At 62.8% G+C, this 24,456-nt stretch carries 25 protein-coding genes; 18 read left to right on the forward strand and 7 right to left on the reverse strand.

Going from position 1 to position 24,456, the window contains the following annotated elements; genetic code table 11:
- Nucleotides 1-4: 4 nt before the first annotated feature.
- Nucleotides 5-340 carry a hypothetical protein gene (locus tag ACIOJF_RS10595; RefSeq protein ID WP_133834016.1) on the reverse strand — a complete coding sequence of 112 codons (336 nt, stop codon included), beginning with the start codon at nt 338-340 and terminating at the stop codon, nt 5-7.
- 166 nt (nt 341-506) lie between these two features.
- Between ACIOJF_RS10595 and ACIOJF_RS10600 the strand changes: the two genes are divergently transcribed.
- The 6 genes from ACIOJF_RS10600 (at nt 507) to ACIOJF_RS10625 (ending at nt 7,005) form a co-directional block, all read left to right on the forward strand.
- Nucleotides 507-1,160: a peptidyl-tRNA hydrolase gene (locus tag ACIOJF_RS10600; protein WP_105656322.1), complete on the forward strand. Its 654-nt coding sequence runs from the start codon at nt 507-509 to the stop codon at nt 1,158-1,160.
- A gap of 145 nt (nt 1,161-1,305) precedes the next feature.
- Nucleotides 1,306-3,267 (forward strand): SH3 domain-containing protein, encoded by a 1,962-nt coding sequence (locus tag ACIOJF_RS10605; protein ID WP_402735130.1) that lies wholly within the window; start codon nt 1,306-1,308, stop codon nt 3,265-3,267.
- Between the two features lie 78 nt (nt 3,268-3,345).
- Entirely contained in the window at nt 3,346-4,311 is a 966-nt protein-coding gene (gene hutG / locus ACIOJF_RS10610; protein WP_105661961.1) for a formimidoylglutamase, read from the forward strand.
- Nucleotides 4,312-4,424: 113 nt separating this feature from the next.
- Entirely contained in the window at nt 4,425-5,381 is a 957-nt protein-coding gene (locus tag ACIOJF_RS10615; protein ID WP_105656325.1) for a metal ABC transporter substrate-binding protein, read from the forward strand.
- Nucleotides 5,378-6,133: a metal ABC transporter ATP-binding protein gene (locus ACIOJF_RS10620; protein WP_105656326.1), complete on the forward strand. Its 756-nt coding sequence runs from the start codon at nt 5,378-5,380 to the stop codon at nt 6,131-6,133. Before ACIOJF_RS10615 ends, ACIOJF_RS10620 begins: the two co-directional genes overlap by 4 nt.
- Nucleotides 6,130-7,005: a metal ABC transporter permease gene (locus ACIOJF_RS10625; RefSeq protein ID WP_105661959.1), complete on the forward strand. Its 876-nt coding sequence runs from the start codon at nt 6,130-6,132 to the stop codon at nt 7,003-7,005. Before ACIOJF_RS10620 ends, ACIOJF_RS10625 begins: the two co-directional genes overlap by 4 nt.
- A gap of 289 nt (nt 7,006-7,294) precedes the next feature.
- Here the strand turns inward: ACIOJF_RS10625 and ACIOJF_RS10630 are convergent, their stop codons facing one another.
- Entirely contained in the window at nt 7,295-8,257 is a 963-nt protein-coding gene (locus tag ACIOJF_RS10630; protein ID WP_402741626.1) for an HNH endonuclease family protein, read from the reverse strand.
- Nucleotides 8,258-8,458: 201 nt separating this feature from the next.
- Complete coding sequence (locus tag ACIOJF_RS10635; protein WP_105662148.1) at nt 8,459-9,136, reverse strand: metal-dependent transcriptional regulator; 678 nt, start codon at nt 9,134-9,136, stop codon at nt 8,459-8,461.
- 239 nt (nt 9,137-9,375) lie between these two features.
- On the opposite strand from ACIOJF_RS10635, the gene ACIOJF_RS10640 reads away from it, so the two are divergent.
- From ACIOJF_RS10640 to ACIOJF_RS10675, 8 genes are all read left to right on the forward strand, one after another.
- Complete coding sequence (locus ACIOJF_RS10640; protein ID WP_105656329.1) at nt 9,376-10,410, forward strand: LacI family DNA-binding transcriptional regulator; 1,035 nt, start codon at nt 9,376-9,378, stop codon at nt 10,408-10,410.
- Between the two features lie 21 nt (nt 10,411-10,431).
- The gene (locus tag ACIOJF_RS10645; RefSeq protein WP_365943731.1) at nt 10,432-11,946 is read left to right on the forward strand and encodes a sugar ABC transporter ATP-binding protein; all 1,515 of its coding nucleotides are present in this window, start codon (nt 10,432-10,434) and stop codon (nt 11,944-11,946) included.
- On the forward strand, nt 11,946-12,914 hold the full coding sequence (locus ACIOJF_RS10650) for an ABC transporter permease (protein WP_359185508.1): 969 nt from the start codon (nt 11,946-11,948) through the stop codon (nt 12,912-12,914). Before ACIOJF_RS10645 ends, ACIOJF_RS10650 begins: the two co-directional genes overlap by 1 nt.
- A gap of 49 nt (nt 12,915-12,963) precedes the next feature.
- Nucleotides 12,964-13,899, forward strand: a complete 936-nt coding sequence (locus tag ACIOJF_RS10655; protein ID WP_105656332.1) for a substrate-binding domain-containing protein — start codon at nt 12,964-12,966, stop codon at nt 13,897-13,899.
- Between the two features lie 74 nt (nt 13,900-13,973).
- Nucleotides 13,974-14,897 carry a ribokinase gene (locus ACIOJF_RS10660; RefSeq protein ID WP_402741627.1) on the forward strand — a complete coding sequence of 308 codons (924 nt, stop codon included), beginning with the start codon at nt 13,974-13,976 and terminating at the stop codon, nt 14,895-14,897.
- A 34-nt stretch (nt 14,898-14,931) separates the two neighbouring features.
- Entirely contained in the window at nt 14,932-15,315 is a 384-nt protein-coding gene (gene rbsD, locus ACIOJF_RS10665; protein WP_365943729.1) for a D-ribose pyranase, read from the forward strand.
- Nucleotides 15,316-15,368: 53 nt separating this feature from the next.
- Complete coding sequence (locus ACIOJF_RS10670) at nt 15,369-15,560, forward strand: hypothetical protein (RefSeq protein WP_402741628.1); 192 nt, start codon at nt 15,369-15,371, stop codon at nt 15,558-15,560.
- 63 nt (nt 15,561-15,623) lie between these two features.
- Nucleotides 15,624-16,424 carry an oxygenase MpaB family protein gene (locus tag ACIOJF_RS10675; RefSeq protein ID WP_332487583.1) on the forward strand — a complete coding sequence of 267 codons (801 nt, stop codon included), beginning with the start codon at nt 15,624-15,626 and terminating at the stop codon, nt 16,422-16,424.
- Nucleotides 16,425-16,436: 12 nt separating this feature from the next.
- Here the strand turns inward: ACIOJF_RS10675 and ACIOJF_RS10680 are convergent, their stop codons facing one another.
- On the reverse strand, nt 16,437-16,922 hold the full coding sequence (locus ACIOJF_RS10680) for a DUF6328 family protein (RefSeq protein WP_105656337.1): 486 nt from the start codon (nt 16,920-16,922) through the stop codon (nt 16,437-16,439).
- Between the two features lie 152 nt (nt 16,923-17,074).
- Here ACIOJF_RS10680 and ACIOJF_RS10685 point away from each other — a divergent pair, with 152 nt between their 5' ends.
- Together ACIOJF_RS10685 and ACIOJF_RS10690 are read left to right on the forward strand one after the other, a co-directional pair.
- Nucleotides 17,075-17,455, forward strand: coding sequence for a hypothetical protein (locus tag ACIOJF_RS10685; protein WP_402741629.1), 381 nt, complete (start codon nt 17,075-17,077; stop codon nt 17,453-17,455).
- Between the two features lie 53 nt (nt 17,456-17,508).
- A complete protein-coding gene (locus ACIOJF_RS10690; protein ID WP_402741630.1) occupies nt 17,509-19,965 on the forward strand; it encodes an ABC transporter in 2,457 nt (818 codons plus the stop codon).
- A gap of 7 nt (nt 19,966-19,972) precedes the next feature.
- Here the strand turns inward: ACIOJF_RS10690 and panD are convergent, their stop codons facing one another.
- From panD to ACIOJF_RS10705, 3 genes are all read right to left on the reverse strand, one after another.
- Nucleotides 19,973-20,395 (reverse strand): aspartate 1-decarboxylase, encoded by a 423-nt coding sequence (panD, locus tag ACIOJF_RS10695; protein WP_105656340.1) that lies wholly within the window; start codon nt 20,393-20,395, stop codon nt 19,973-19,975.
- A 110-nt stretch (nt 20,396-20,505) separates the two neighbouring features.
- Entirely contained in the window at nt 20,506-22,047 is a 1,542-nt protein-coding gene (gene hutH / locus ACIOJF_RS10700) for a histidine ammonia-lyase (RefSeq protein WP_105656341.1), read from the reverse strand.
- Between the two features lie 181 nt (nt 22,048-22,228).
- Nucleotides 22,229-22,801, reverse strand: a complete 573-nt coding sequence (locus tag ACIOJF_RS10705; RefSeq protein WP_402741631.1) for a hypothetical protein — start codon at nt 22,799-22,801, stop codon at nt 22,229-22,231.
- Nucleotides 22,802-23,136: 335 nt separating this feature from the next.
- Between ACIOJF_RS10705 and ACIOJF_RS10710 the strand changes: the two genes are divergently transcribed.
- Both ACIOJF_RS10710 and ACIOJF_RS10715 read left to right on the forward strand, forming a co-directional pair.
- Nucleotides 23,137-23,418: a hypothetical protein gene (locus ACIOJF_RS10710; protein ID WP_402741632.1), complete on the forward strand. Its 282-nt coding sequence runs from the start codon at nt 23,137-23,139 to the stop codon at nt 23,416-23,418.
- A gap of 505 nt (nt 23,419-23,923) precedes the next feature.
- Nucleotides 23,924-24,433, forward strand: coding sequence for a Dps family protein (locus ACIOJF_RS10715; RefSeq protein WP_105656344.1), 510 nt, complete (start codon nt 23,924-23,926; stop codon nt 24,431-24,433).
- Nucleotides 24,434-24,456: the final 23 nt, after the last annotated feature.

Genomic DNA, 24,456 nt, shown 5'->3' on the forward strand with positions numbered 1-24,456 from the left:
AAGTTCATTGCTGCCAAGACAGCATCAAAGGCTTGCGGGCCATCCGTAATGGATTTCTGGAACAACGGCGACCAGGCGCGCCCAGCTCCTCGTAGTTGGCAAGAGTGCGCGCCGGCAGGATCTCCGCTGGATCGTTGCCCGGAACAGCAGGGTGCAGGGTCCACCACGATTCGCCGACAGCCTCATCGAGCAGCACGGTGCCCAGCCCTCCGGTACGTATCGTGGGCTCGATGAACTGCACGCCCACTGGCAAAACGGTGGTGTTCGCGGAGGTGATTGGAATCAGCTTGCTGGTCAGCTTGCCGTTGCCGTTCCCCGAAGCACCAGTGCTCGGGCCCATCGGCCAACATAAGCCAAGCATTGGGACATGGCGCAATGCCGCGCAATGCCGCGCAATGCCGCGCTGTGCACGCGGTGGAAGCCGGGGAGCAATCGGCTTCGGCAGTCAGGGCACTGCTAGTCCGCTCCGAGTATTTCAGGGCCGCCACTCGCCATAGAATAGGACCATGACTGAACTGCGCGATCGCGACCCCGGAGAACTGGTCCAGCCCATCATCCTGCGAATCGACAAGGAGGATCCGTCGAGCGAGGACGAGGGCCTGTCAGCGGTGGCACGAGCAGCCGTGATTGCCTATCTGCAAGATCCGCAGAACCCGGATTGGCAGCAGTGGGCTTCACAGGCCTACGCCAAATCGGTACGCCGGGCTAATCCCAAGATGTTCGCCAAGGTGCTGGAGATGTTCCCTGAGCAAATGGTCAGCGAAGTGGGCAAGGCCCGAGCCGTTGGCTTGCCTCCATTGCCGGCCGCTGACCTGCCGAAGCTGATTGCCAAGTTGCAGGTCTCCGGCACGCAGCTTCCAAAAGCGGAGGAAGTCCTGGATGCGCAGATCAGCATCGTGCTGAACAAATCCTTGGACATGTCCACAGGCAAGGCCGCGGCGCAGGCAGCACACGCGCTGTTCGCCTGGCTGACAGAATCCCCAGCGGAAGAGGTCGAAGCGTGGCTCCACGCCCATGCTCCGGTGGGCATCAAGCACCTGCCGCGCAGGGAATTCGACCGCTTGTCGCGGCAGGCCGCTGGACCTGTCATCCAGGATGCCGGGCGAACTGAAATCGAACCCGGATCCGTCACCGCTTTCGTCATTTCCGAGGCACGCTAGAACCTTAGAATCCAAGCGCGGTGAAACCGCCATACCTGTGTCATGATTTCCTTGGCGGTAACAGCAATTGTCACCACAGCGGATCGCTGTGCACTTCCGTGGGCCGCAGGAAACGGCAATATGCCCTTGCTCGAAAGCACTGACATTGAAATTCTCTAAACGTGTACTGGGCCTGCTGCTGGTCCTGATGCTGTCCTTCGGGACCGCAGCTGGCGCCAGCGCCTCAACGCAGGCTCCAGCCGGCCTGGCGCAACTCGCTGCCGCTCCTCCGGCAATTGCCAAGCAGACCACCACCAACCTGAATTTGCGCAAGTCGCCATCGGTCCGATCCGCGTCGCTGCTAGTCATTCCCAAAGGTGCCAAGCTCCTCGCGTCCAAGGGTTCATCGGGCTGGGTGCAAGTGAGCTACATGAAGAAGACCGGCTGGGTCTCGGCCAAGTACCTGGCAACGCCGAAAGCGCCGGCGCCGGCAAAGCCCAAGACTTCAGCCGTGCGCTATCTGATTTCCTTCCAGCCGGTGCGCAAGAAGGCATCGGCGGCATCCGCGGCCTTGACCGGGGCCATGCGCAAAGCCGAGGTCCGGCGTCTGGGCTCAACCGGTTCCTGGAGCCGGATCAGAATCGGCAAGATCACCGGTTTCGTGCCCACCAGCCAGCTGTCTACCGCAATGCCCGCGCCGGTGTACCGGTATGCGAAAACCGCGCAAGTGCTGCGCAAGTCCGCCTCTGCCAAAGCGGCACGCGTTGCGGGTGTTCCAGCTGGAGCCAAAGTCGAGTGGCTGCGCACGTCAGGCTCGTGGACCTATGCCATTTCTGCCGGAAAACGCGGCTGGCTGCCGGCCAAGCAGCTGTCGTCGCAACCGGCAGCAACCCGGAAAACGATCGGGAACCGTTGGCTGATCAGCAGCAGCGTCCTGCGCCAGTCCAATCGCAGCTCATCTCCATCCCTTGGAAGCCTTGCGCCGGGTGAAAAAGTCGGCTTGTACGCAACCCGAGGTTCCTGGTCCCAGATCAAGTCCCAGCGCGGCACCGGCTGGGTGCCTAGCGCTAGCCTGTCCAGCACCGCCTACAAGCCCGCCAACCCATCGGCTCGCTGGATCCTGGCTAATACCGCCCTGCGCGTCGGCGCTTCGGGCTCTGCCAAGTCCCTGGGGACCGTGCCAGCGGGGTCCAAGCTCACCCTGCACGGCACGTCGAATGGCTGGGCGCGAGTGAAGACTTCCAAGACGATGGGATGGGTTCCATCAAGCGTACTGGTGGCCAAGGCCTACACGCCGCTGAAGCAGGCCAAGCGCTGGACGACGGCTAATGTGCACCTGCGCTCCGGGTACTCCACCGGCCATGAATCACTGGCGGTCATCTCCAAGGGCCAGCAGGTCAGCGTCCTGGGAACGGCCAATGGCTGGACGCGAGTTGCCTCAACGCAGGGCACCGGATGGATCAGCAATGGCTATCTTGCTACTAGCAAACCGCAGGCGCCGCGACCGGCACCGGCACCGAAAGCCGAATACCGCTGGACCACAACCAACGTGAACCTCCGCGCCGGCGCGGGAATCAGCCACCAGAGCAAAGCCGTGCTGCCAGCGGGGCAGAAAGTCGCCTACCTGCGCAGCGATTCCGGATGGGCGCAAGTCGCCGCTCCCCAGGCCACCGGCTGGGTCAAGGAAAACTACCTTTCCAAAAATGAGCCGGGAACGTTGCAACCCGATGCGCAGCGCGTCATCGCTGCGTTGCAGGGGAAGACCGGCGATACTATCAGCGCCATTCATACCATTCGAAGCGGCTCTGCCGGGCACAGCTCCGGGAAGGCCGTGGACCTGATGATTCGCGACTACAAGAACAGGCAGCGGGTTGCCCAGGGCAAGAAGCTGGCCCAGTTCCTGCTGGATAACCGCAGTCAGCTGGGTATCTATTACCTGATCTGGCAAGACCGGATTTGGCTTCCCACGACAGGCTGGACGCCGTATTCCGGATCAGGAAAGTACGGAAACCAGTTCACCGGCAATTGGAATGACACCACGATGCATATGGATCACATCCATGTGGAGGTCTACGGCAACTCGGCCACGGGAGGTCCGCTGGACTACGGGGCGCTGCGAACCCGCTAATCTGCTGCTGTCTGGTGTTTCAGACGAAGATGCGCAGGGGGCATAGCGTACTCGCGGTGTCTCTGGTCAGCTGGAACCATGGAGAATTTTAAGCCGGAATTGGCTGTTGACCGGGCAGCGGCTACGTGGAGCGGGCGCAATGACGGTGCCGGCGAGCAGCACCTGAGATGGCATCAGCAAATCAACCGCAAGGCTGACGACCAGTCCAGCGGGCGGGGACCGGCAGCGCTGCTCGGTTTCGCTTCGGATGCCGGCGTGCTGCGCAACGAGGGCCGGGCCGGGGCGGCGCAAGGACCACAGGCGCTGCGTGCCGCCTTGGGTTCCCTTGCTATCCACGAGCCACGGCTCCTGATTGATGCTGGTGATGTCGCAGTATCTGGCGATGAGCTTGAATCAGGGCAGGAGCGGCTGGCGCAGTCGGTGAGCGCTTTGCTCGGAGGAGGGATGCTTCCAGTCGTGCTCGGCGGCGGCCATGAAACGGCTTACGGTTCGTTCAACGGCCTTTTCCGGCATTGCAGCCAAGAGCCTGGAACTCGGCTGGGCATCTTGAATCTGGATGCGCATTTCGATCTGCGCAGTGCTCCGCGGCGGAGCAGCGGCACTCCTTTCCTGGATATTGCCAAGGACCTGCAGGCGGCGGGACAAGATTTCAACTATGCCGTGGTGGGCATCAGCAAACCGAACAATACCCGGGTCCTCTTCGAGCAGGCCCGCGCCCTGGAAGTGCGCTACCTGCTTGACGAGCAGTGCACTGCCGGGCAGCTGCCTTCCGTCCTGGCCTTCGTTGCCGACTTCATGGAGAGCGTAGACAAGCTGTACCTGACCATTGACCTGGATGTGCTTCCTGCCTCGGTCGCCCCCGGGGTCAGCGCCCCTGCCGGATTCGGGGTGCCGCTGGAAGTAATCCACGGGGTCTGCGCGATGCTGGCGCGCAGTGACAAGCTGGCGCTGGTCGATGTTGTCGAATTGAATCCATCATTGGATATTGACGGAAGAACGGCCCGCACCGCAGCCAGGCTGGTTAATACCCTGCTGGGGGTCTGATGCAGTAGGGCGCACCGAAATCTGCCGACGCGAACTTGCAATGTTCGACCCCTCAAACATTATGATTGAGGGGGACGAACTAATCGTCATGGCGAGATTTGGAATGGTGTGCAATGGTGCGAACCCTCAAGCCCCGATCACGTGCGGGGCAACGCGCAGGCTGGCTGGCTGCTGGCTTGGCATGCCTGTTCGCGCTCGCTGGATGCGGCGGTAGCCAAAGTGCCGTGCCCGCCGACAGCCAAGACCACCGGCCGGTGGTGCTGACAACCTTCACGGTCCTGCAGGACATCGCCCAGAATGTCGCAGGCGATCACCTGCGCGTTGAATCAATTACCCGTCTTGGTGCGGAGATCCACGGTTACGAACCTACCCCTGATGATCTGCGCCGGGCATCGCATGCGGACCTGATTCTCGATAACGGGCTGAACCTCGAAGCCTGGTTCCAGCAATTCGTCGAAGGCAATGACGCTCCGCATGCCACCGTCAGCCAAGGGATCAAGGCCATCGATATCGTCCAGGAAGAAGGTGCGGGAAAGCCCAATCCGCATGCGTGGATGAGCCCATTGAACGTGAAAATCTACGTGGACCGCATGGCAGATGCATTTACCGAACTGGACCCGGCCAATGCGCGCGACTACCGGGACAACGCCAAGGCCTACCAAGCCGAACTGCAAAAGGTCCACGACGAGCTCGAAGCGGCACTGGCAGAAATCCCCGAACGCCAGCGGGTACTGGTGACCTGCGAAGGGGCCTTCAGCTATCTGGCCCGGGATACCGCCATGGCCGAAAAGTATCTCTGGGCCGTCAACGCGGAATCGCAGGCTACGCCGCGCAAGGTCGCCGCGGCGATTGACTTTGTCAGGGAAAACGATGTTCCTGCGGTCTTCTGCGAATCCACGGTCTCCGATGCGGCCATGCAACGAGTCGTCGAATCCACCGATGCCTCCTATGGCGGAACGCTCTATGTGGACTCGCTATCCGAGCCTGGTGGTCCAGTACCCAGCTACCTGGACCTGATCTCGCATGACACCAGAACCATCGCCCGTGCCTTGAAAGGCGGAACACCATGAACGCGAAGCCCAGCGATGCCCTCGCAATTGATGTGTCGGCCGCGACCGTCCACTACGGCCCCGTGCTGGCCCTGGACCATGCCTCCTTGCAGTTGGGCCGCGGTCGGGTCTGCGGCCTGGTCGGGATGAACGGCTCGGGCAAATCCACGCTGTTCAAAACCATCATGGGGCAGATCAAGCCCGACACCGGCAGCGTGCGCATCAACGGCACCGACCCGCTGCAAGCTCGGAAAAGCGGGCAGCTTGCCTACGTGCCGCAAAGCGAAGCCGTGGATTGGAACTTCCCGATCTCGGTGCGTGAAGTGGTGATGACCGGGCGCTACGGGCAAATGGGATGGACCAGGAGAGCCAGGAAGAGGGACCACGCCGCCGTGGATGAAGCCCTCGAACGGGTGGAGCTGGCCAGTTTTGCCAACCGGCAAATCGGCCAGCTCTCCGGAGGCCAGAAAAAGCGTGCCTTCGTCGCCCGATGCATTGCCCAGGGCGCCAATATCATGCTGCTCGATGAGCCTTTCGCAGGCGTGGATAAACGCAGCGAAGCAACGATCACCAAGCTGTTGCGCGAAGTTGCTGATGAAGGCGGCAGCGTGCTGATTTCCACCCACGACCTGCACGCGCTTCCGGAACTTGCCGATGAAGCGGTGCTCCTGATGCGCAAGGTGCTGATGCATGGCCATCCGGATCTCGTGCTGCAGGCGGAAAACCTGGCCCTGGCCTTCGGGCTGGATCCCATGAAGCGAGGCGGGGAATGAACCTCATTGAATTGCTAGCTGAGCCGCTGGGCTACACCTTCATGGTGCGCGCCCTGCTGGTTACGATCATCGCCGCCGTACTGTGCGCGGTCCTGTCCTGCTGGCTGGTCCTCATTGGCTGGTCGCTGATGGGCGATGCAGTCTCGCATGCGGTCTTGCCCGGAGTCGTGCTGGCCTACATCGTGGGTGCTCCCTTTGCCCTGGGTGCCCTGGTCTTCGGATTCCTCGCGGTGGCCCTGATCGGGGGAGTCCGCGACACCACCAAGCTCAAGGAAGATGCTGCCATTGGCATCGTCTTCACCACGCTCTTCTCCATCGGGCTGGTGCTGGTCTCGGTCACGCCGAGCCATGTGGATCTAAACCACATCATCTTCGGCAATTTGCTGGGCGTCTCGGCCAATGACCTGTGGCAGGTCCTGGTGCTTGGCGCGATCACCTTCGCCATCCTGATTCTCAAGCGCAAGGACTTCACCCTCTATGCCTTTGACCAAACGCACGCACATGCCTTGGGGATGAGCCCGCGGATCATCGGCGCGGTGCTCCTGGGGCTATTGGCCATGACCTCTGTTGTGGCTTTGCAGGCGGTGGGCGTCATCCTGGTAGTTGCCATGCTGATCATCCCCGGCGCCACGGCCTACCTGTTGACCGATCGATTCGGGAAGATGCTCCTGATCGCACCGATCCTCGCAGCCTGTGCAGGAATCCTGGGTGTCTACATGAGCTATTACCTCGATGCATCAACCGGCGGAATGGTGGTTCTGGCCCAGGCGGCGATTTTTGGAATTGCCTATCTGTTCAGTCCGAAGCAAGGACTCATTGCCACCCGGCTGGCCAGCAAGGGGCGGCGCAAGGCGCTTGCGGCGAACACGTAGAAGGCGGTGGCAAGTTTCCCGCAGCTGAAAGGAAAATGGCGTGTGAGACGTGCGCTCGCCGGCGACAGCTGATGGGCAATGGATGCACGCATCAGCGAATCAGCGTACTTCCCATGGCCGGCAACGCTGCGGCAGGTCCTCTCGATTCATGGCTGGATCCGGATCCGGGCGATCCGGCGCATGGCTTGAACCTCCACCCGACCACCCTGCTAACTGGAAGGGCGCTGCCCTGCGCTGCGCCCGGATGGGCAGCTGAATCAGTTGGCTCGATCGGGACCTGCAAGCGGCATTAGGCGCGCCAGCGCAGTTTGCCCTTGGCGTCGGTCTTGCAGGTGTAGAGCTTGCCGGCCTTGGACTTGCCGCGCTTTCCCTTGTCTGCCTGCTTGCAGTAAGCGCCCGGATGCACGGTGCCCTTGACCACGGAAGGAGCCTTGTGCACGTCCTTCTTCGGTGATGCCTTGGGCTTGGAACCGGCAGGCTTGATCGTGGTGACTTTCGCGGCCTTCTGGTTGCGGCAGCTCTTGAGCACTTTGGCCATGGCCTGCTTTTCGGCTTTGGTGACCGACAGCACGTACTTCTTCTTGACGCTGATCTGGGTGGCTACGTACTGGCATCGGAAGGACTTGTTCTTGGGGAGCCATTCAGCTGTGTTCTTATCGCCCTTTTGGCGATTGGCAGAGGCATCAGCGGCCATCAAATTCAGCGGGTCATTAGCCAGAGCCTGGCGCTGGGCCTGGGAAAGCTTCTGGCCGCCGGAGATCCACGCGTTCTTCAGGGAAACCACGTGGTCAATGTCGACGCTGCCTGACTTGACCTTCCAGTTGATCCTCTTGCCGGTGTAGCTGTCATGCAACGTGCCCGAAGCTAGGGTGCACTTCTTGCGGTCCTTGAACTTCACCTTGGACATGTCCCGGGACAAGGTGTTCTGGCGTTCATCGCATTTGTCCTTGTCGAAGTCCTTCCACCCATTGCCGAACTTCTTGTTCCGGTTGTACCCAGTGGCGGCCGCCTTGCCCTTTACCGGCAGGGTCTTGAGCATTGCGGTGGCCTTGGGGCCCTTGAGCTTCGCCCCGGGAAGGACCTTCTTGCTGCTGGTGGCAGCCCGTTCAACCAGCAATGGCCGATCTGTTGCCAGCAGGTCTTCAACCGGTGCGGGATCCATCCCGGTAAGTGCCGAAGGTTCTGCCGGTGCGCTGCATCCAGCGAGCACCAAAACTGCAGCGCAGAGCGCAGCAATGAGTTTTCTTGGCAAGGTGATGTCTTTCAAGAGAGTGTGAGCGCAGGAGTTCGCCAAGAATGCTGCAATGTACCCCCATGTAAAACTTGTACATTGCAGTATCCCTGGTTGATCATCACTTTAGACTATTGGCCGGACAATCAGCACCCTGGGTGCAGGGACGCGTCGATGCCACGGGCCTTCCGCTTGCCGTTGACCAGGACCTGGAAAGGCTATTCAGGGGAGAAGGGAGACCCATGCGGCCGCGGCTGCACGCGAACCCAAGCGCAGGGTTTCGCCAGTTGAGCAGACCTGGACATTCACTGTCTCGGAGAATTGCTCGCCAGCGGTAATGCGCAGTTGCGCGCCGACAACGATCCGATGATCGGAGAAATACTGCAGCAGCTGCGAATCGTCATCGGCGATGCGTTCGACAACCACCTGGGCGTCATCGCTGGCTTCGCTCAGGTTGAACGCTTGCGGGATGGAAATGCGGCCTTCGGCCGTCGGGATGGGGTCGCCATGCGGGTCGCGGGTGGGGTGCTCCAGCAAGCTGTCGATGCGCTCGATCATGAAATCGGATACCGCATGCTCCAGGCTCTCGGCCTCGTCATGCACCTGGTCCCAGCGGTAGCCCAGCATCTGCACCAGGAAAGTTTCGATCAGGCGATGGCGGCGCACCATGGTCACCGCATACTCGCGTCCCAGTTCGGTCAGCGTTACGGCGCCATAGGGCGCATGGTCGAGCAGGCCCTGCTGGCGCAATTTGCCCAGGGCGCCGGAAACCGTGGAGAGCTTCATGCCTGATTTGCTGGCGATGATGCTGGCGGTTACCGGATCGCTCGACCACTCGTTGAGACCGAAGATGATCTTGAGATAGTTCTGGGCGCTATCTGAAAGCTGGTTGACCGACACAAGCACCATCTTAGCGACCATCGGGCCAGCTGGTCGCGAGGTGACTTTGATTATTGGGCAATTCGGGCTGGAGACCGCTGACAACTGAAAGCGGCTAGTCACGAGCCTAAAAATTCTGCTCCATGGATAAGGATTATCCGAGGCCCAGGGGCAGCGTATTGACTTAAATTTCTTTGTGAGGAAAACTGTGTAATCGATTCCATGGAATCGATTACACGTAAGCAAAGGGGCTTATCGACATGAACGCTGTCACCATCAAGGATGTGGCACTTGCAGCCGGAGTATCTTCCGCGACTGCCTCGCGCGTTCTATCCGGCCACCCCGCCACTTCGGCCGCTTCCCGCGAAAAAGTGGAAGCTGTCGCCAAGGATTTGGGTTTCGTGCCCAATGCCCAGGCCCGCTCCCTGCGCTCCACCAAAACCGACACCATCGCGCTGCTGATATCCGATGTGCGCAACCCCTACTTCTCCGATCTCGCGCATGCCGTCGAGCAGCAGGCCCACGCCGCGGGAATGATGACCTTCATCGGCAATGCCAACGAGGACACCGAACAGCAGGACCAGTTCCTCGCCGCGATGCTTTCGCGCCGCGTTGACGGATTGATTCTCGTTCCCCAGGGCCTTGATGAAGACGCCGACCGGCCAAGCCAGATGATGCAGCGCATCATTGCCTCGGGCACTCCGCTGGTTTTCGTCGACCGCACCCTGCCCGAGCTTCGCATCCCATCCATCACCGCCTCCAGCACCGGCGCCCTGGAAGAAGCCATCGCGCGGCTGAAGGCCCTGGGCCACGCCAAAATCGCTTTCTTGGGCGGCCCGGACCACGCATCCACCGCCCGCGAACGCCACAGCGCCTTCGACTCGGCGATGGCCGCCAACGGCCTGGATACCGATCCTGCCCTGCACTTTGCCGGCGACTTCCGCGCCGCCTCGGGTGCCGAAGGCGCCCGCTGGCTGCTGGGCCATGAACTGCAGCCGACCGCGGTGGTCATCGCCGATGCGCCGATGGCCATCGGCGCACTGACCGTGTGGCGCGAAGCCGGCATCCGGATCGGGAAGCAGCTCTCGGTGATCACCTTCGACGAGGTGGATGCAATGCTCATGCACGATCCGCCGATCGCCACGATCAGCCACGACCTGACCAGCATGGGCCGCGCCGCGGTCACCGCGCTCCAGGACGTCATGGCGGGCAAGAGCCCCGAGCCCCAAGAATTCATCAGCCGATTCACCGCGCGTGAGTCGCTGGCCCCAACGCAACCCGCCACCGGCGCATAGGCGAGGATGGAAGGAACGAGAATGAGTAATGACGCTCTGCTGGTCCTGGACAAGGTCTGCAAGTCCTTCGGCCCGGTACAGGTGATCGACGAGGTCACCGTCGAGGTGCATGCCGGCAAGGTCTCGGTGCTGCTCGGCGAGAACGGCGCAGGCAAGTCGACGCTGATCAAGATGATCGCCGGCGTGCACGAGCCGGACGCCGGCCGGATCCTGGTGGACGGCAAGGCCGTGAAGATTCCCAACACCAAGGCCTCCGAGGCATTGGGCATCGCCACTATCCACCAGGAACTGAACCTGGTCCCGTCGATGACCATCGCCGAGAACATCACCCTGGGCCGCGTGCCGCGCAAATTCGGCATCATCAACCGCCGCGCCATGCGCCAGATCGCCCGCGAAGCGATGGACAAGCTCGGACTGGCGCTGGATGTCGATACGCCGGTGGGCCAGCTGGGCCTGGCCCAGCAGCAATTGGTGGAGATCGCCAAGGCGCTGAGCCTGGACGCCCGCGTGCTGATCCTCGATGAGCCCACGGCGGCATTGACCAAGGCCGAAATCGCGCACCTGTTCTCGGTGGTCGCCACCTTGAAGCAACAAGGCGTAGGCATGGTGTTCATCAGCCACCACCTCGATGAGATTGCCGAAATCGGCGACTTCGTGAACGTGCTGCGCGATGGCAAATTCATTGCCACCGTGCCGGCGGACACCGAGGAGAACGAGCTGGTCCGGCTCATGGTCGGCCGCGACATCGACGCCCAGTTCCCGCGTGTAGCCACCGAGCCAGGCCAGAAGCCGCTGCTGAGCGTGCAGAACCTGTGCGAGGGCATGCTCAAGGACATCTCGCTGGAAGTGCGGCCCGGCGAAGTGGTTGCCCTGGCCGGCCTGATGGGTGCCGGGCGCACCGAGCTGATCCGCGCCATCGCCGGAGCCGACAAGTACGCCAGCGGCGTCGTGGCGGTCAACGGCAAGAAGCTGGCCAGCTTCGACGTCGCGGCAGCCACCCGTGCCGGGATCGGGCACGTTCCCGAGGACCGCAAGACCCAGGGCCTGGTGCTGGATGCCTCGGTGGCCGAGAACATCGGCTACGCCACCATGGCCGCCACCGCCAAGAACGGACTGGTGGACCGCAAGGGCCAGAAGGACCGCGCGCAGCAGGTCGCCGAACGCCTGCGCATCCGCATGGGCAGCATCGATGCGCCCATCCGCTCGCTCTCGGGCGGAAACCAGCAGAAGGCCGTGTTCGGCCGCTGGTTCACCGCCGGGGCCAAGGTGCTGCTGCTCGATGAGCCGACCCGCGGCGTGGACGTGGGAGCGAAGGTCGAAATCTACGAACTGATCAATGAGATCACCGCCTCCGGAGGCTGCGTGTTGATGGCCTCCAGCGAACTGCCCGAAGTGCTGGGCATGTCCGACCGCGTCCTGGTCATGAGCCAGGGACGCATCGCCGGGGAACTGGCCACCGAACAAGCCACCCAGGACGCCATCATGTCCCTGGCCGTCAGCAATGTGCACCGCGAAGAAGAAATGGGAACCAAGTAATGAGCAGCGTAGCTACTGCCCCGAAGAAGGGCTTTGATTTCAAGGCATTCCTTGCCAACAACGGAGCCCTGGTTGGCCTGGTCATTCTTTGCCTGGCCCTGTTCATCGCCACCCCGCGCTTCCTGACCGGACCGAACCTGATGAACATCGGCATCCAGGTCTCCACCATCGCGGTGATGGCCTTCGGCATGACCTTCGTGATCGTCGCCGCCGGCATCGACCTCTCGGTCGGCTCGGTCGCGGCGCTCTCGGCCATGGGCTCCTCCTATGCCATCACCACCGCCGGCCTGCCCGATGGCCTGTCCATCCCGATCGGCCTGGCCGTCGGTGCACTGTGCGGCTGGGTCACCGGTGCGATGAGCGCCTACGGCAAGCTGCCCACCTTCATCGCCTCGCTGGCGATGCTCACCGTGGTGCGCGGGCTGACCCTGGTGATCTCCGATGGCCGGCCGATCTCCACCAGCTCCTCGGTGTCCTGGCTGGGCGATGACCTGGGCCCGATCCCGGTGCCGATCCTGATCCTGGTCGTCTCCGGCCTGCTTGCCGCCTTCGTGCTCAACCGCACCGTCATCGGCAAGAACGCCTTCGCCGTGGGCGGCAACACCGAAGCCGCGCGCCTGTCGGGCATCCCGGTCAAGCGCGTGCTGGTCACCGTCTTCATCATCTCCGGCGTCTTCGCGGCCCTGTCCGGCATGATCCTGGCCGGGCGCCTGGACTCGGCCCAGCCGACCCTGGCTTCGGGCTACGAGCTGGATGCCATCGCGGCCGTGGTCATCGGCGGCGCATCGCTCTCCGGCGGCGTGGGACGCATCTCCGGCACCCTGATCGGCGCCCTGGTGCTGGCCGTGATCCGCAACGGGCTGAACCTGCTTTCGGTTTCCGCCTTCTGGCAGCAGGTAGTCATCGGCGCCGTGATTGCGATCGCCGTGGGCTTCGACGTGCTGCGCCGCAAGAACGTCAAGCACTAGATTTTCCCTCCGTACCCAGCAATTCAAGAAAAGTTCAAAGGAGAACCCCATGAAGAACATCATCCGCAAGACCGCAGCCGTCAGCGTCGGACTGGCCCTGGTGGCCGGCCTGGCCGCCTGCAACCGCGGCACCGAAGCAGAGGCCGGCTCGGCCACCTTGGCAGTGTCCACCCTGAACAACCCCTTCTTCGTCGACCTGCGTGACGGCGCCCAGGCCGAGGCCGAAGCGCAGGGCATCGACCTGTCCGTCGTCGACGCGCAGAACGACTCCGCAACCCAGGCCAACCAGCTGGCCACCGCGGCAACCAACGGCTCGGCCGGCCTGATCATCAACGCCGTGGATACCGAAACCGCTGAAGCCGGCCTGAACCCGGTGGCCGAGGCCGGCCTGCCGATCGTTGCGGTTGACCGTGCGGTGGGCGAGACCAAGATCGCTTCCTTCGTGGCTTCGGATAACGTTGCCGGCGGCGAGCAGGCTGCCAAGGCGCTGGGCGAGGCGCTGGGCGGCAAGGGCAAGATCATCGTGCTGGAAGGTGTTCCAGGCGCCTCGGCAACCAACGAGCGCGGCGAAGGCTTCGACAAGGGCCTGGCCGAGTTCAAGGACATCGAGGTCGTCTCCTCGCAGACCGCCAACTTCGACCGAGCCGAAGCACTGGACGTGGTCACCAACCTGATGCAGGCCAACCCGGATGCCGCTGGCGTGCTGGCGATGAACGACGAAATGGCCCTGGGCGCCATCCAGGCACTGGGCGACAAGGCCGGCAAGGACGTGTTGGTAGTCGGCTTCGACGGCACCGACGACGGCTTCAAGGCAGTCCAGGATGGCACCCTGGTTGCCACCATCGCCCAGAACCCAGCCGAGCTGGGCAAGCAGTCGGTGCAGATCCTGGCCAAGGCCATCAAGGGCGAAGAAGTCGAAGCCAACGTGCAGGTCGCCGTTGACACGGTGGACGAGAAGAACGTCGCCGACTACGCAGGCGAGTAATCTGCCCTTAGCGGCAATCAAGCAGTGCACCGGCGCCCATCGGCCGCCGGGTGGAGAGAACCAGAGGACATAGCATGCAGCAGGACATCCAGGTCACCATTGTGGGCTCTAGCAACGTGGACATCACTGCGCTGATGGCCCGCCTTCCCGGCCCGGGTGAAACCGTGCTGGCAGACTCCTACCGGCTCTCGCCCGGCGGCAAGGGCGCCAACCAGGCGCTGGCCGCCGCGCTGGCCGGTGCCGCCACGGAATTCATCGGCGCCGTCGGCAACGACTCGCACGCCGAAATCGCGCTGGGCCAGCTCGGGGAAGCCGGCGTGAAGCTCGATCGCGTGGCCCGCGCCGGCGAGCCGACCGGCGTAGCCATCATCCAGGTGGACCGTGGCGCGGAGAACTCCATTGCCGTGGTCTCCGGGGCCAACTCGACCGTCTCCGGCGAGGCTGTGCAGGCCGCCGGGGGCATCGAGGGCATCCTGGTGCTGCAGGGGGAGATTCCTGCCTCGGGCATCAAGGCCGCCATGGATGCCGCCACACAGCGCATCGTGCTCAACCTGGCGCCGGTGATCGAACTGGACCGCGAGTACCTGCTCAAAGCCAACCCGCTGGTGGTCAACGAGCATGAGGCCGAAGCCGTGCTCCAGCAGCTGAACCCGCACCCGGCTCGCCAGTTCGACGGCAAGTACGAGCGCCTGGCCGGGATGCTGGTCGACGAGGGCATCGCCAGCGTGGTCATCACCCTCGGCGCCAATGGCTGCCTGGTTGCCGACCGCTTCCCAGGGGAGAACGGCGGGGTCCAGGTTCGCGCGCTGCCCGCCGTGAAGGTCAAGGCCGTGGACACCACCGGTGCCGGCGACGCATTCACCGGTGCGGTGGCTGCCCGCCTGGCCAAGGGCGATGACCTGGCGCAGGCCGCAGAATTCGCCGGCAAGTTCGCCGCGCTGACGGTGCAGGCGCACGGAGCCCAAGCTTCCTACCCGCGTTCCCTGCAGAACCTTTGAGACCCCTTTTCGAGCAAGACCTAAGGAAGCCGCTGTGCTGAAATCCGAAATTCTCAACGCCCCGCTGCTGGCCGCCCTGGCCAAGTGCGGGCATACCGACACCGTGGTGATAGCGGACTGCGGCCTGCCGCTGCCCGAAGGCCCACTGGTCATCGATCTGGCCTTGGTGCAGGGTCTGCCCAGCTTCGATCAGGTGCTCGAGGTCCTGGCCCGGAACATGGTGATCGAGAACAGCACCCTGGCGGCCGAAGCCGAGAACGGCCCGGTCCAGGAACTGTGCCTGGCCAGGGGCCTGGACCCGGACTTCATCTCCCACGAAGAGCTGAAAGCCCAACTGCCCCAGGCCAAGGTCATCGTGCGCACGGGGGAAGCTACCCCCTACGCCAACGCGATCCTGCACTGTGGGGTAGCATTCTAGGCACCGGATGCCGCAGCTGTTTCGCGGCAGCGCGCTACCCGAGGATACACGCAATGAAGAAGATGTTCTATGCAGCTTTTGCCCTCAAGGTGCTGGGGGCCGCCGTCCTGATTCTCATCGTGCCGGCGTTGTCCAGCGACCCGGGCCAGACGCCCCGAAGCATTGCGGTGATCGCGGGAACCGTGTTCATGGCCGCAACTTCGGTCGTTGTCCTGCTGAAGAAGGCTGCGACGCAAGAATCCTGAGAAACTTCCTGCAGCCATCGGCGCCAATGACCTTGGGCTAGCCGACTGCCTAGAATGGGGGTCATGACGCAAAGGAACCTGGCCGCAGAGAACGGCGAGCCCTTCTCCCGCATCGCGCCGGAAGCCGGGCTGCTGCTCGGAGCGGGCCGAGCCATCTTGCTTCAGCTGGCCCACCCGCAGATTGGCCGGGCCATTGCCGAGCACTCTGATTTCGCCGCCAACCCGCTCAGCCGGCTGATTCATACCCTCGGCTATATCTATGCATTGAGCAATGGCACAGCAGAACAGCAGCGCAAGATCATCGCCCATGTGGACGCGGCGCACCGGCCCATTCGCGCAACGCGTGACGAGGGCAGGCCCGCGTATTCTGCGCTGGATCCCAGGCTGCAGTTGTGGGTGGCGGCCACGCTCTATGATTCGGCCCGCGTGATTGCCGGCCAGATCCTGGATGAAATCAAGGCCGACCAGGAAGAGCTCTACCTGCAGTACGCACGGCTCGGTGAGGCCTTGCAGATGCCGGTCGACTACTGGCCGCAGGACCTCGGTGGCTTCGAGCAGTACTTTGCGCAGAATCAAGCGAAGCTGGAAGTCACCAACCAGACCCGGGCGCTGGCCCGCGAACTTTTCGAAGCACGCAATGCCCCATGGTGGGTCCGGATCGGCATGCCGCTGATGCGCGACGTGACCATCGCCCAGCTGCCGGCCCCGGTGCGCGAAGGCTTCGGCTATCGCCTCACCGGGAAAGCCGCGCAGCGCAACGCCCGCGTCATCGCCGTCGCCAGAGCCGCCACGCGGCTGCTGCCGCGAGCCCTCAGGCATGCGCCGATGCGGCTGATATTGCGCCGCGTCGACAAGTTGGCCTAGCCGGCCCGAAGCCTAGTGCCCCGAGCCGTTCTCTGGTCCAACCCGGATCAGGATTCGCGGCAGCGCCACCAGCAGGAACAAGGCCACCAGGATCAGCGGCCCTCCGATCCAGGCCCCGATTTGCCAGCCGAAGAGCACCTGCAGCACAAACCAGACGCAACCCGAGACCAGCAGGCCCACGCCGATGCCCACGATCTTCACGATGGCGTGCCCCAAGCTGACCGTCTGCTCCTTGAGCCGCTGCCCGAAGAGATACCGGTGCACGGCCACGGGGGTGATCAGCAGCAGAATCAGCACTGTGGCCGCCACCAGCAAGATGATGTAGACCACCTCGTCGGTTCGGCTGAGCATCTCGAACCTCGCCTGGAAGGGCAGGACCACCAGGAAAGCAGCCAGGATCTGCACACCAGTTTGCATCACCCGCATTTCCTGCAGCAGCTCGTTCCACTGCCGGTGTGGTGCGCCATCGCTGGTATCGGGGTGGGAACGCTTGATCATCACTGTTCTCCTCGGCCTCAATCCGCCAGCTGGTTGAACCCCGCCGGCTCAAACGACTATGCCAAGCAATGCCCGTGCAGGCAAGAGCCTGCCGGCCCGCCGGGCCAAACTGTAGGTCGCGGCCGGTACATTCGGGAGCCAAGCAGAATTCGATGATGGAGGAGCAGATGGAACCCGATGGCGCCGCCGGGAGCAGCATTGATGTGTGGTCGATGCCCAGCCAGGGCCTGGCCTGGTGCGATTGCGGCAAAGGCCATGAACTCACGGAGGATATCGTGTTCCAGGCTATGGCGGCAGCAGGATTTGGACCCGGCCGGCCGCTGGCCCATGGACAGCTGGCCGAGCTGATTGCGGATCTCTGGCACTACTCACAGGTCTGCCGGTTCTTCCACCTGGCTGTGGAGCAGGCGGCGATGCGTATCCACGGGAAGGTCGATGAAATCTACCCGTGGGATCACAGTGCCGATATCGTCGGATACTTCTCGAAGACCTGGCAAGGCTGCCCCGATGCGGCCTGCCAATCAGAAGGGTGAGCGCGCGAGGTGCGAATTGAGTTCGCCCCGTGCAGGCGCATAGTGTGGGAAAGATGAAGAGCTTTGCGTCCTTCCGGGCACCTGCCGACCATGACGGCTTCATCCATGTGCGGGGTGCCAACGAGAACAACCTGGACAATGTCGAAGTGCGCATTCCACGCGATTCCATTGTCGCCTTCACCGGGGTCTCCGGTTCGGGGAAATCTTCCCTGGCCTTCGGAACCATCTTCGCTGAATCCCAGCGCCGGTTCCTGGAATCGGTGGCTCCCTACGCGCGGCGCCTGATCGCCCAGGGGCACACGCCCAAGGTGGAATTCATCTCCGGGCTGCCACCGGCCGTGGCCCTGCAGCAACGGCGTGGCGCTGCCAGTTCCCGTTCCACCGTCGGGACCCTGACTACGCTGTCCAACTCCGTGCGCATGCTGTTCTCCCGCGCAGGAACCTACCCCCAGGGTGCGGCGAGGCTGGATTCGGATGCCTTTTCCACCAACACCGCGGCCGGCGCCTGCGCGCAATGCCACGGTGCGGGAACGGTGCATTCGGTCAGCGAGGAATCGCTGGTCCCGGATTCCTCCCTGAGCATCAGGGACGGCGCGATTGCGGCTTGGCCCGGCGCCTGGCAGGGCAAAAACCTGCGGGACATCACCACGCACCTGGGCTACGACATCGACGTTCCGTTCCAGCAGCTGCCCGCGGAAACACGGAAGTGGCTGCTGTTCACCGAAGACCAGCCAGTCGTGGAAGTCACCCCGGAACGGGATCGCGTCGCCAAACCGTACAAGGGCCGGTTCTGGAGTGCCGAACGCTACGTACGGCACACGGTTGCGACCTCGAAGAGCGAGAACCTGCGGTCCAAGGCGCTGGCTTTCATGCATTCGCAGGATTGCCCGGCGTGCTCGGGGACGGGATTGCGCCCCGATGCGCTCCAGGTCACATTCGACGGCCTGGATATCGCGGAATTCAACGGCAAGCCGCTCAGCTCCCTGGCCGAGCTCTTGCGCCCCTTCGCGGCTGATGCCCAGGCTGAGGCGCAGGCTGAAGTCGCGAGCATCATCAGCGCCGACCTGCTGGGCAGAATCCAGGTGCTGGTCGAGCTCGGGCTGGGATACCTGAGCCTGGACCGCGCCACCCCGACGCTGTCGCCGGGGGAAATGCAGCGCCTGCGCATCGCCACCCAGCTGCGCGCGGGACTGTTCGGCGTCATCTACGTGCTCGATGAGCCATCTGCCGGGCTGCACCCGGCCGATGTGCAGCCGCTGATCGAGGTGCTCGATGCACTCAAGGCCGAAGGCAATTCGGTGTTCGTGGTGGAGCACAACATGGATGTGGTCAGCCGTGCGCAATGGATTGTCGATGTCGGCCCGGGCGCGGGCAGCAACGGCGGGCAGGTGCTCTACAGCGGAGAAGTTTCCGGCCTGTCCGGAATTCAGGAATCCGTGACCCGGCGCTTCCTCGATCCCGGGCCTGCGCCGCGTCGCGAGCCGCGCGAAGCCCAAGGATGGGTGCAGCTGCGCGGGGTGAACCTGCACAACCTGGACGACGTGGATGCCGCGTTCCCGCTGGGGGTCTTCTGTTCGGTCACCGGCGTGTCGGGATCGGGCAAGTCCAGCCTGGTCTGCGGTGCCCTGGCCCAGGCTGCGGGCGGCCCGGTGCTTGCCGGGCCGGAGGATCCGGAGGCGGCGGCGGATCGCGCGGTGATCGCCGAGGTCACCGGCGCAGACCAGCTAAGCCGCGTAGTGCTCATGGACCAGAAGCCCATCGGGCGCACGCCCAGATCCAATGTCGCTACCTACACGGGCTTGTTCGATGCGGTCCGCAAGGCTTTTTCCGAGCTGCCGCTGTCCAGGCAACGCGGCTACAGTGCCGGACGCTTCTCCTTCAACGTTGCCGGCGGGCGGTGCGAGAACTGCCAGGGCGAAGGCTACCTGGAAATCGAGCTGCTCTTCTTGCCAGGGACCTACGGGCCATGTCCCGAATGCCGCGGAACCCGGTACAACCAGCAGACCCTGGACGTCGAATACCAGGGCAAGAACATTGCCCAGATCCTGGAACTGGACGTCACCCAAGCCGAAGAATTCCTCTCCGGGATCCCTTCCGCGGCACGGGCCCTGGCGACCCTGCGCGAAGTCGGACTGGGGTATCTGCAGCTGGGACAGCCAGCTACCGAAATGTCCGGCGGCGAAGCCCAGCGCATCAAGCTGGCCACCGAACTCCAGCGCCAGCGTCGCGGGCACACGCTCTATCTTCTCGATGAGCCCACCACCGGACTGCACCCTGCCGACGTGCAGCTGCTGGTATCGCAGCTGCAGCAGCTGGTCGACCAGGACAACACCGTCATCGTGGTGGAACACCAGATGGATGTGGTTGCCGCAAGCGACTGGGTGATCGATTTGGGGCCGGCCGGCGGGGATGGCGGCGGGCGCATCGTTGCCGAGGGGACCCCAACGGCGGTGGCGCAAGACAAGGCCAGCAGAACCGCGCAATACCTTGAGCGCCGGCTGGCCTTGTGAAGCTGGACTACTTGCTGTTCAGCAGTGCGTGCGGCGGGGTCTGCACCCCGTCGGCCACCGCTTCGGCAGGATCATCGCCGAGGTGGATGATCTTGTTATCGGCATCCACATGCACCACGCTCGGCACATAGCCACGAGCCTCGGCGTCTTCCATCTGCGCATAGCTGATCAGGATGACCAGGTCCCCGGGGTGCACCAGATGCGCTGCCGCACCATTGATGCCGATGACCCCGCTGCCCGGCTCGCCGGCGATGGTGTAGGTTTCCAGGCGGGCGCCGTTGGTGATGTCTACGATGCTGACCAGTTCGCCGGGCAGGATATCCGAGGCTTCGAGCAGCTCGGAGTCAACGGTGACCGAGCCTACGTAGTGCAGGTCTGCCTGGGTGACAGTTGCCCGGTGGATCTTGGACTTGAACATGGTGCGTTGCATTAGACGATTCTTTCACGCGAGGTAAGTGGTTTCCCGGTATCCAAGCTTACGCCTCTTGCGCGCAGATGCCCGGGCATTGTCCGGCACCCCACACAGTTGGCCGCGAACGGCTACTTTGGCAGATGGGTTTCCAGCACGCGGTGCACTTCCCCGGAGGCCAGCAACTGGCAAGCAGCTTCCAGCTCCGCAGAGAGGAAACGGTCCTCGCCCGGACCTGCGACCTTGGTGCGCAGCAGCTCCAATACGGCGCCGGTAGCCGGGCCAGGCTGCAATGGCTGGCGCAGATCCAGGGCTCGGCCGGCAATCAGCATTTCAATTGCCAGGATTCGGCGCAGGTTGGCGACCGAGGTGCGCAATTTGCGCGCCGCGTGCCAACCCAGAGAAACGTGGTCTTCCTGCATCGCTGATGACGGGATGGAATCCACGCTGGCCGGTACGGCCAAACGCTTGTTCTCCGCGACCAGTCCGGCCTGCGTGTACTGGGCGATCATCATGCCCGAATCCACGCCCGGGTCATCGGCAAGGAAAGCTGGCAGATCGCGGGAACGAGCCGGGTCGAGCATGCGATCGGTCCGGCGCTCTGCAATGGATCCCAGGTCAGCTACGGCAATGGCCAAGAAGTCCAAGACGTAGGCCACGGGAGCACCGTGGAAGTTGCCGTTGGAGGTGACTTCACCCGATGGCAGCACGACAGGGTTATCGATGGCTGCCGCCAATTCGCGGGTGGCGACCAGGCGGGCATGGGCGATGGTGTCGCGCACTGCGCCGGTAACCTGCGGGGAGCAGCGCAGCGAGTAGGCATCCTGCACGCGGCCGTCGCCTTCGCGGTGCGAAGCGACAATGGGGGAGCCCGAAAGGAAGCTGAACATGTTCGCAGCACTGCGGCCCTGGCCCGGATGCGGGCGCAGCGGTTCGTGCAGTTCAGCACGGAAGACCTGGTCGGTGCCCAGCTGGGCTTCGACGCTCATGGCCGCGGTGGCATCGGCAATGTCTGCGAGTTCTTCCAGGTCTGCCAGTGCCATCAGCAACTGGCCGAGCATGCCGTCGGTGCCGTTGACCAGCGCCAGGCCTTCCTTCTCCGCCAGTTCGACAGGTTCCAGTCCTGCTTCAGCAAAGAGCTCCGGCACTGGGCGCTTCACGCCTTCGCGGTCAGTGGCCTCGCCTTCGCCCATCAAGACCAGTGCGCAGTGGGAGAGCGGAGCAAGGTCTCCTGAGCAACCCAGCGAACCGTACTCACGCACCACCGGGGTGATGCCGGCATTAAGCAGTCCAACCATGGTTTCCAGCACTACCGGGCGCACGCCGGTGCGGCCCGAGGCCAGGGTCTTGGCGCGCAGGAAGATCAGCGCGCGCACCACTTCGCGCTCAACTGGGTCGCCCATGCCGGCTGCATGCGAGCGGATCAGCGAACGCTGCAGCTTAGCGCGGTCCTCGGGAGCGATGTGGCGCGTTGCCAGGGCGCCGAACCCGGTGGAAATGCCATAGACCGGGGTGTCGGCTGAAGCCAGGGCATCAATGTGGGCGCGGACTGCTGCCAGTTCTTCAAGAACCTGAGGCGCGATGCTAATCTGCGCGTTGTGCCGGGCTACCGCAATCACGTCATCGGCGGTGGCGCCAGCTAGGTCCAGGGTTACGTGCGGGGAAGTAGCCATGATTTTCAATCCGTTCTCTACGCTGCAATGAGGTCTCTAATCTCCATTGTTCGGCAGAACGAGTTTGCGCGGCACTGATATTCGAGTCATCTGTCCGAAATGCCAGACAGTGCCCTGGAGGGAGAAAAGAACGGACCTCCAATTGGCATGCCAATTGGAGGTCCGTCCGAGGGTTCCAGTTTCAGAAGGTGATGCCTTCGAAGGCTTCCTCGCCAAATTTGTTGGACGAGCCGTTGTCCGTGACCTTGGCGTTCTCGTTAAGGGATGCGGCCGAATTGCCGATGCCGCTAAAGGTTACGTGCTTGATGTTCTTGACCGCTGCGATATTACCGCTGCCGTCCAGCTCAAGATTCTTGATGTGCGGAGCGACGATCATGTTTCCGGAACCAGAGATGGTGACGTTCTGGCAATCGCCGATGAGCTTCAGCATTTGACCCATTTCAGAGATATCCATGCCGCCCGTGCACCTGATTTCGGTCGCTTGCGCATCGAGGAAATCATAGACGGACTGGAAGGTGCTGTCCGCAGGTGCCTTCGGAACATTGGGAGTACCAGTAGAAGCGCCTTCTGGGGCTTTGGAGCTTGGGGTGACGCTGCCTTCGATAGGCCCGGCGTTCTCCGGTGCCATGCTTTCTTCTGCGGGTGCGCTTGTCTCTTCGCTGGAGGGTTGGATGCTCACGCAACCTGCCAGTGCGACTGCAAGGATTCCAACCGCCAGCGGCCCAGCGAAGCGTTTGGTAATTTTCGAGAACATAACCATCCTGTCAATCGAACCGGCCAGCGCATTTGGACACGCGGTATAGATACATTCTGCGTTGAATGACGATAAATGACCAACGCGAACGGCTCAGGAACGAATGAGTTCTCGTGCCCGGGAGCACGCAACCATGTAATTTACTGACGATTCCATGCGGGGACAAAAGCAATCGCTTCACCGCATGCCCAGTGCAAGCAGTGAAGCGACTACTAGTGCCCAGGGGGAGAAGGGGAACGATTTGAGCCGGCAGGCGAACCTACCGGGCTATTTGGTTCCTAGAATCCTTCATTCCGCTCTTCGGAACCAAACTGGCTTTCATCGTTTCCATACGATTGGCCATCGGACTGCTGTCCGGCCTGGCTTTCGCCGCCAAACGATTCCTCACCGGATTCGTTGCTATCGCCGTAGGATTGCTGCTCCGACTGCTGGCCTTCACCGCCGCCGTAGGACTGCTGGCTTTCGCCACCGCCGTAGGACTGCTGGCTTTCGCCACCGCCGTAGGACTGCTGGCTTTCGCCACCGCCGTAGGACTGCTGTTCCGACTGCTGTCCGGACTGGCTGTCATTGCCGTAGGACTGCTGGCTCTCGCCGCCGCCGTAGGATTGCTGTTCTGACTGCTGGCTTTCGAATCCGCCATCGTCATTTGATCCGAAATCTGAATTGGACTGGCTTTCGAAGCCTTCAGATTCGTTGTTGTCGAAGTTCCCGAACTGCTCGTTTGCATCCTGCTCAGATGTGCTGTCCTCCGTGGGTCGGTGCTTCCTGACTTGCCCTACGCTATGCGCAGAAAAAAGCCCGGTTCAAGGATTCCGGGGAAGCTCAGAGCCGCTGGAAACCCGCAGTTAAGCCAATACCCATGGTGTTCGGAGACTTCGGCCAATATTCACCACTGCGTGCTAAAAGGAATCGCCGTTCCCGGGAACCCGAGGGGCTAAGGAGCGTTTTCCGCAGCAGCCATGGCGGCTTCTGGAATTGCTCAACAGGCGCGAAGAGAAAGCTGAGCGTTCTCCGAAAGAATTGTCCATCCGGTCGGAATCCGCCCGGTAAATCGATAGTGTCCAGACTGGGACACCGAGACAGGTCTTGCCCCAAGCGTCCATGACAACGTAAGGAGAAGCATTGGCTAATTCGAAGAAGACTCCAGCAAAGAAAACTGATCGCGAAAACGCAGAAAACGGGTTCGTGGCTCCGGAAGTGCTGCGCGAGTCCTTGCAGACCGTGCTGATCCAGCTGCTGGACCTGCAATTGGTGGGCAAGCAAATCCACTGGAACGTTGTTGGTCCCAACTTCCGCGACCTGCACCAGAACCTCGACGAAATCGTTGACATCGCGCGTCGCGGCTCGGATGAAGTCGCCGAGCGGATGCGAGCTTTGCATGCCACTCCGGACGGGCTGGCAGCAACGGTCACGAAGTACACGAAGCTGGAACAACCGGTGAATACCGAAATCCTGACCACTAATGCAGTGGACATGGTTGTCAAGGCACTGCAGACCACTGTGGGAGTCATGCGAGAGGTCCATGACCCGGTGGATGAAGCGGATCCGACCACCGCCGATATCCTGCACCAGTACATTGCGGATCTGGAGCAGCAAGCCTGGTTTATCAGCGCGGAAACCCGGAAGCCTTAACCCGGGCCGCGCGGTCCTGGAAT

Source organism: Glutamicibacter sp. NPDC087831, from assembly GCF_044742845.1.
In the GTDB taxonomy this organism is placed as follows: Bacteria; Actinomycetota; Actinomycetes; order Actinomycetales; family Micrococcaceae; genus Glutamicibacter.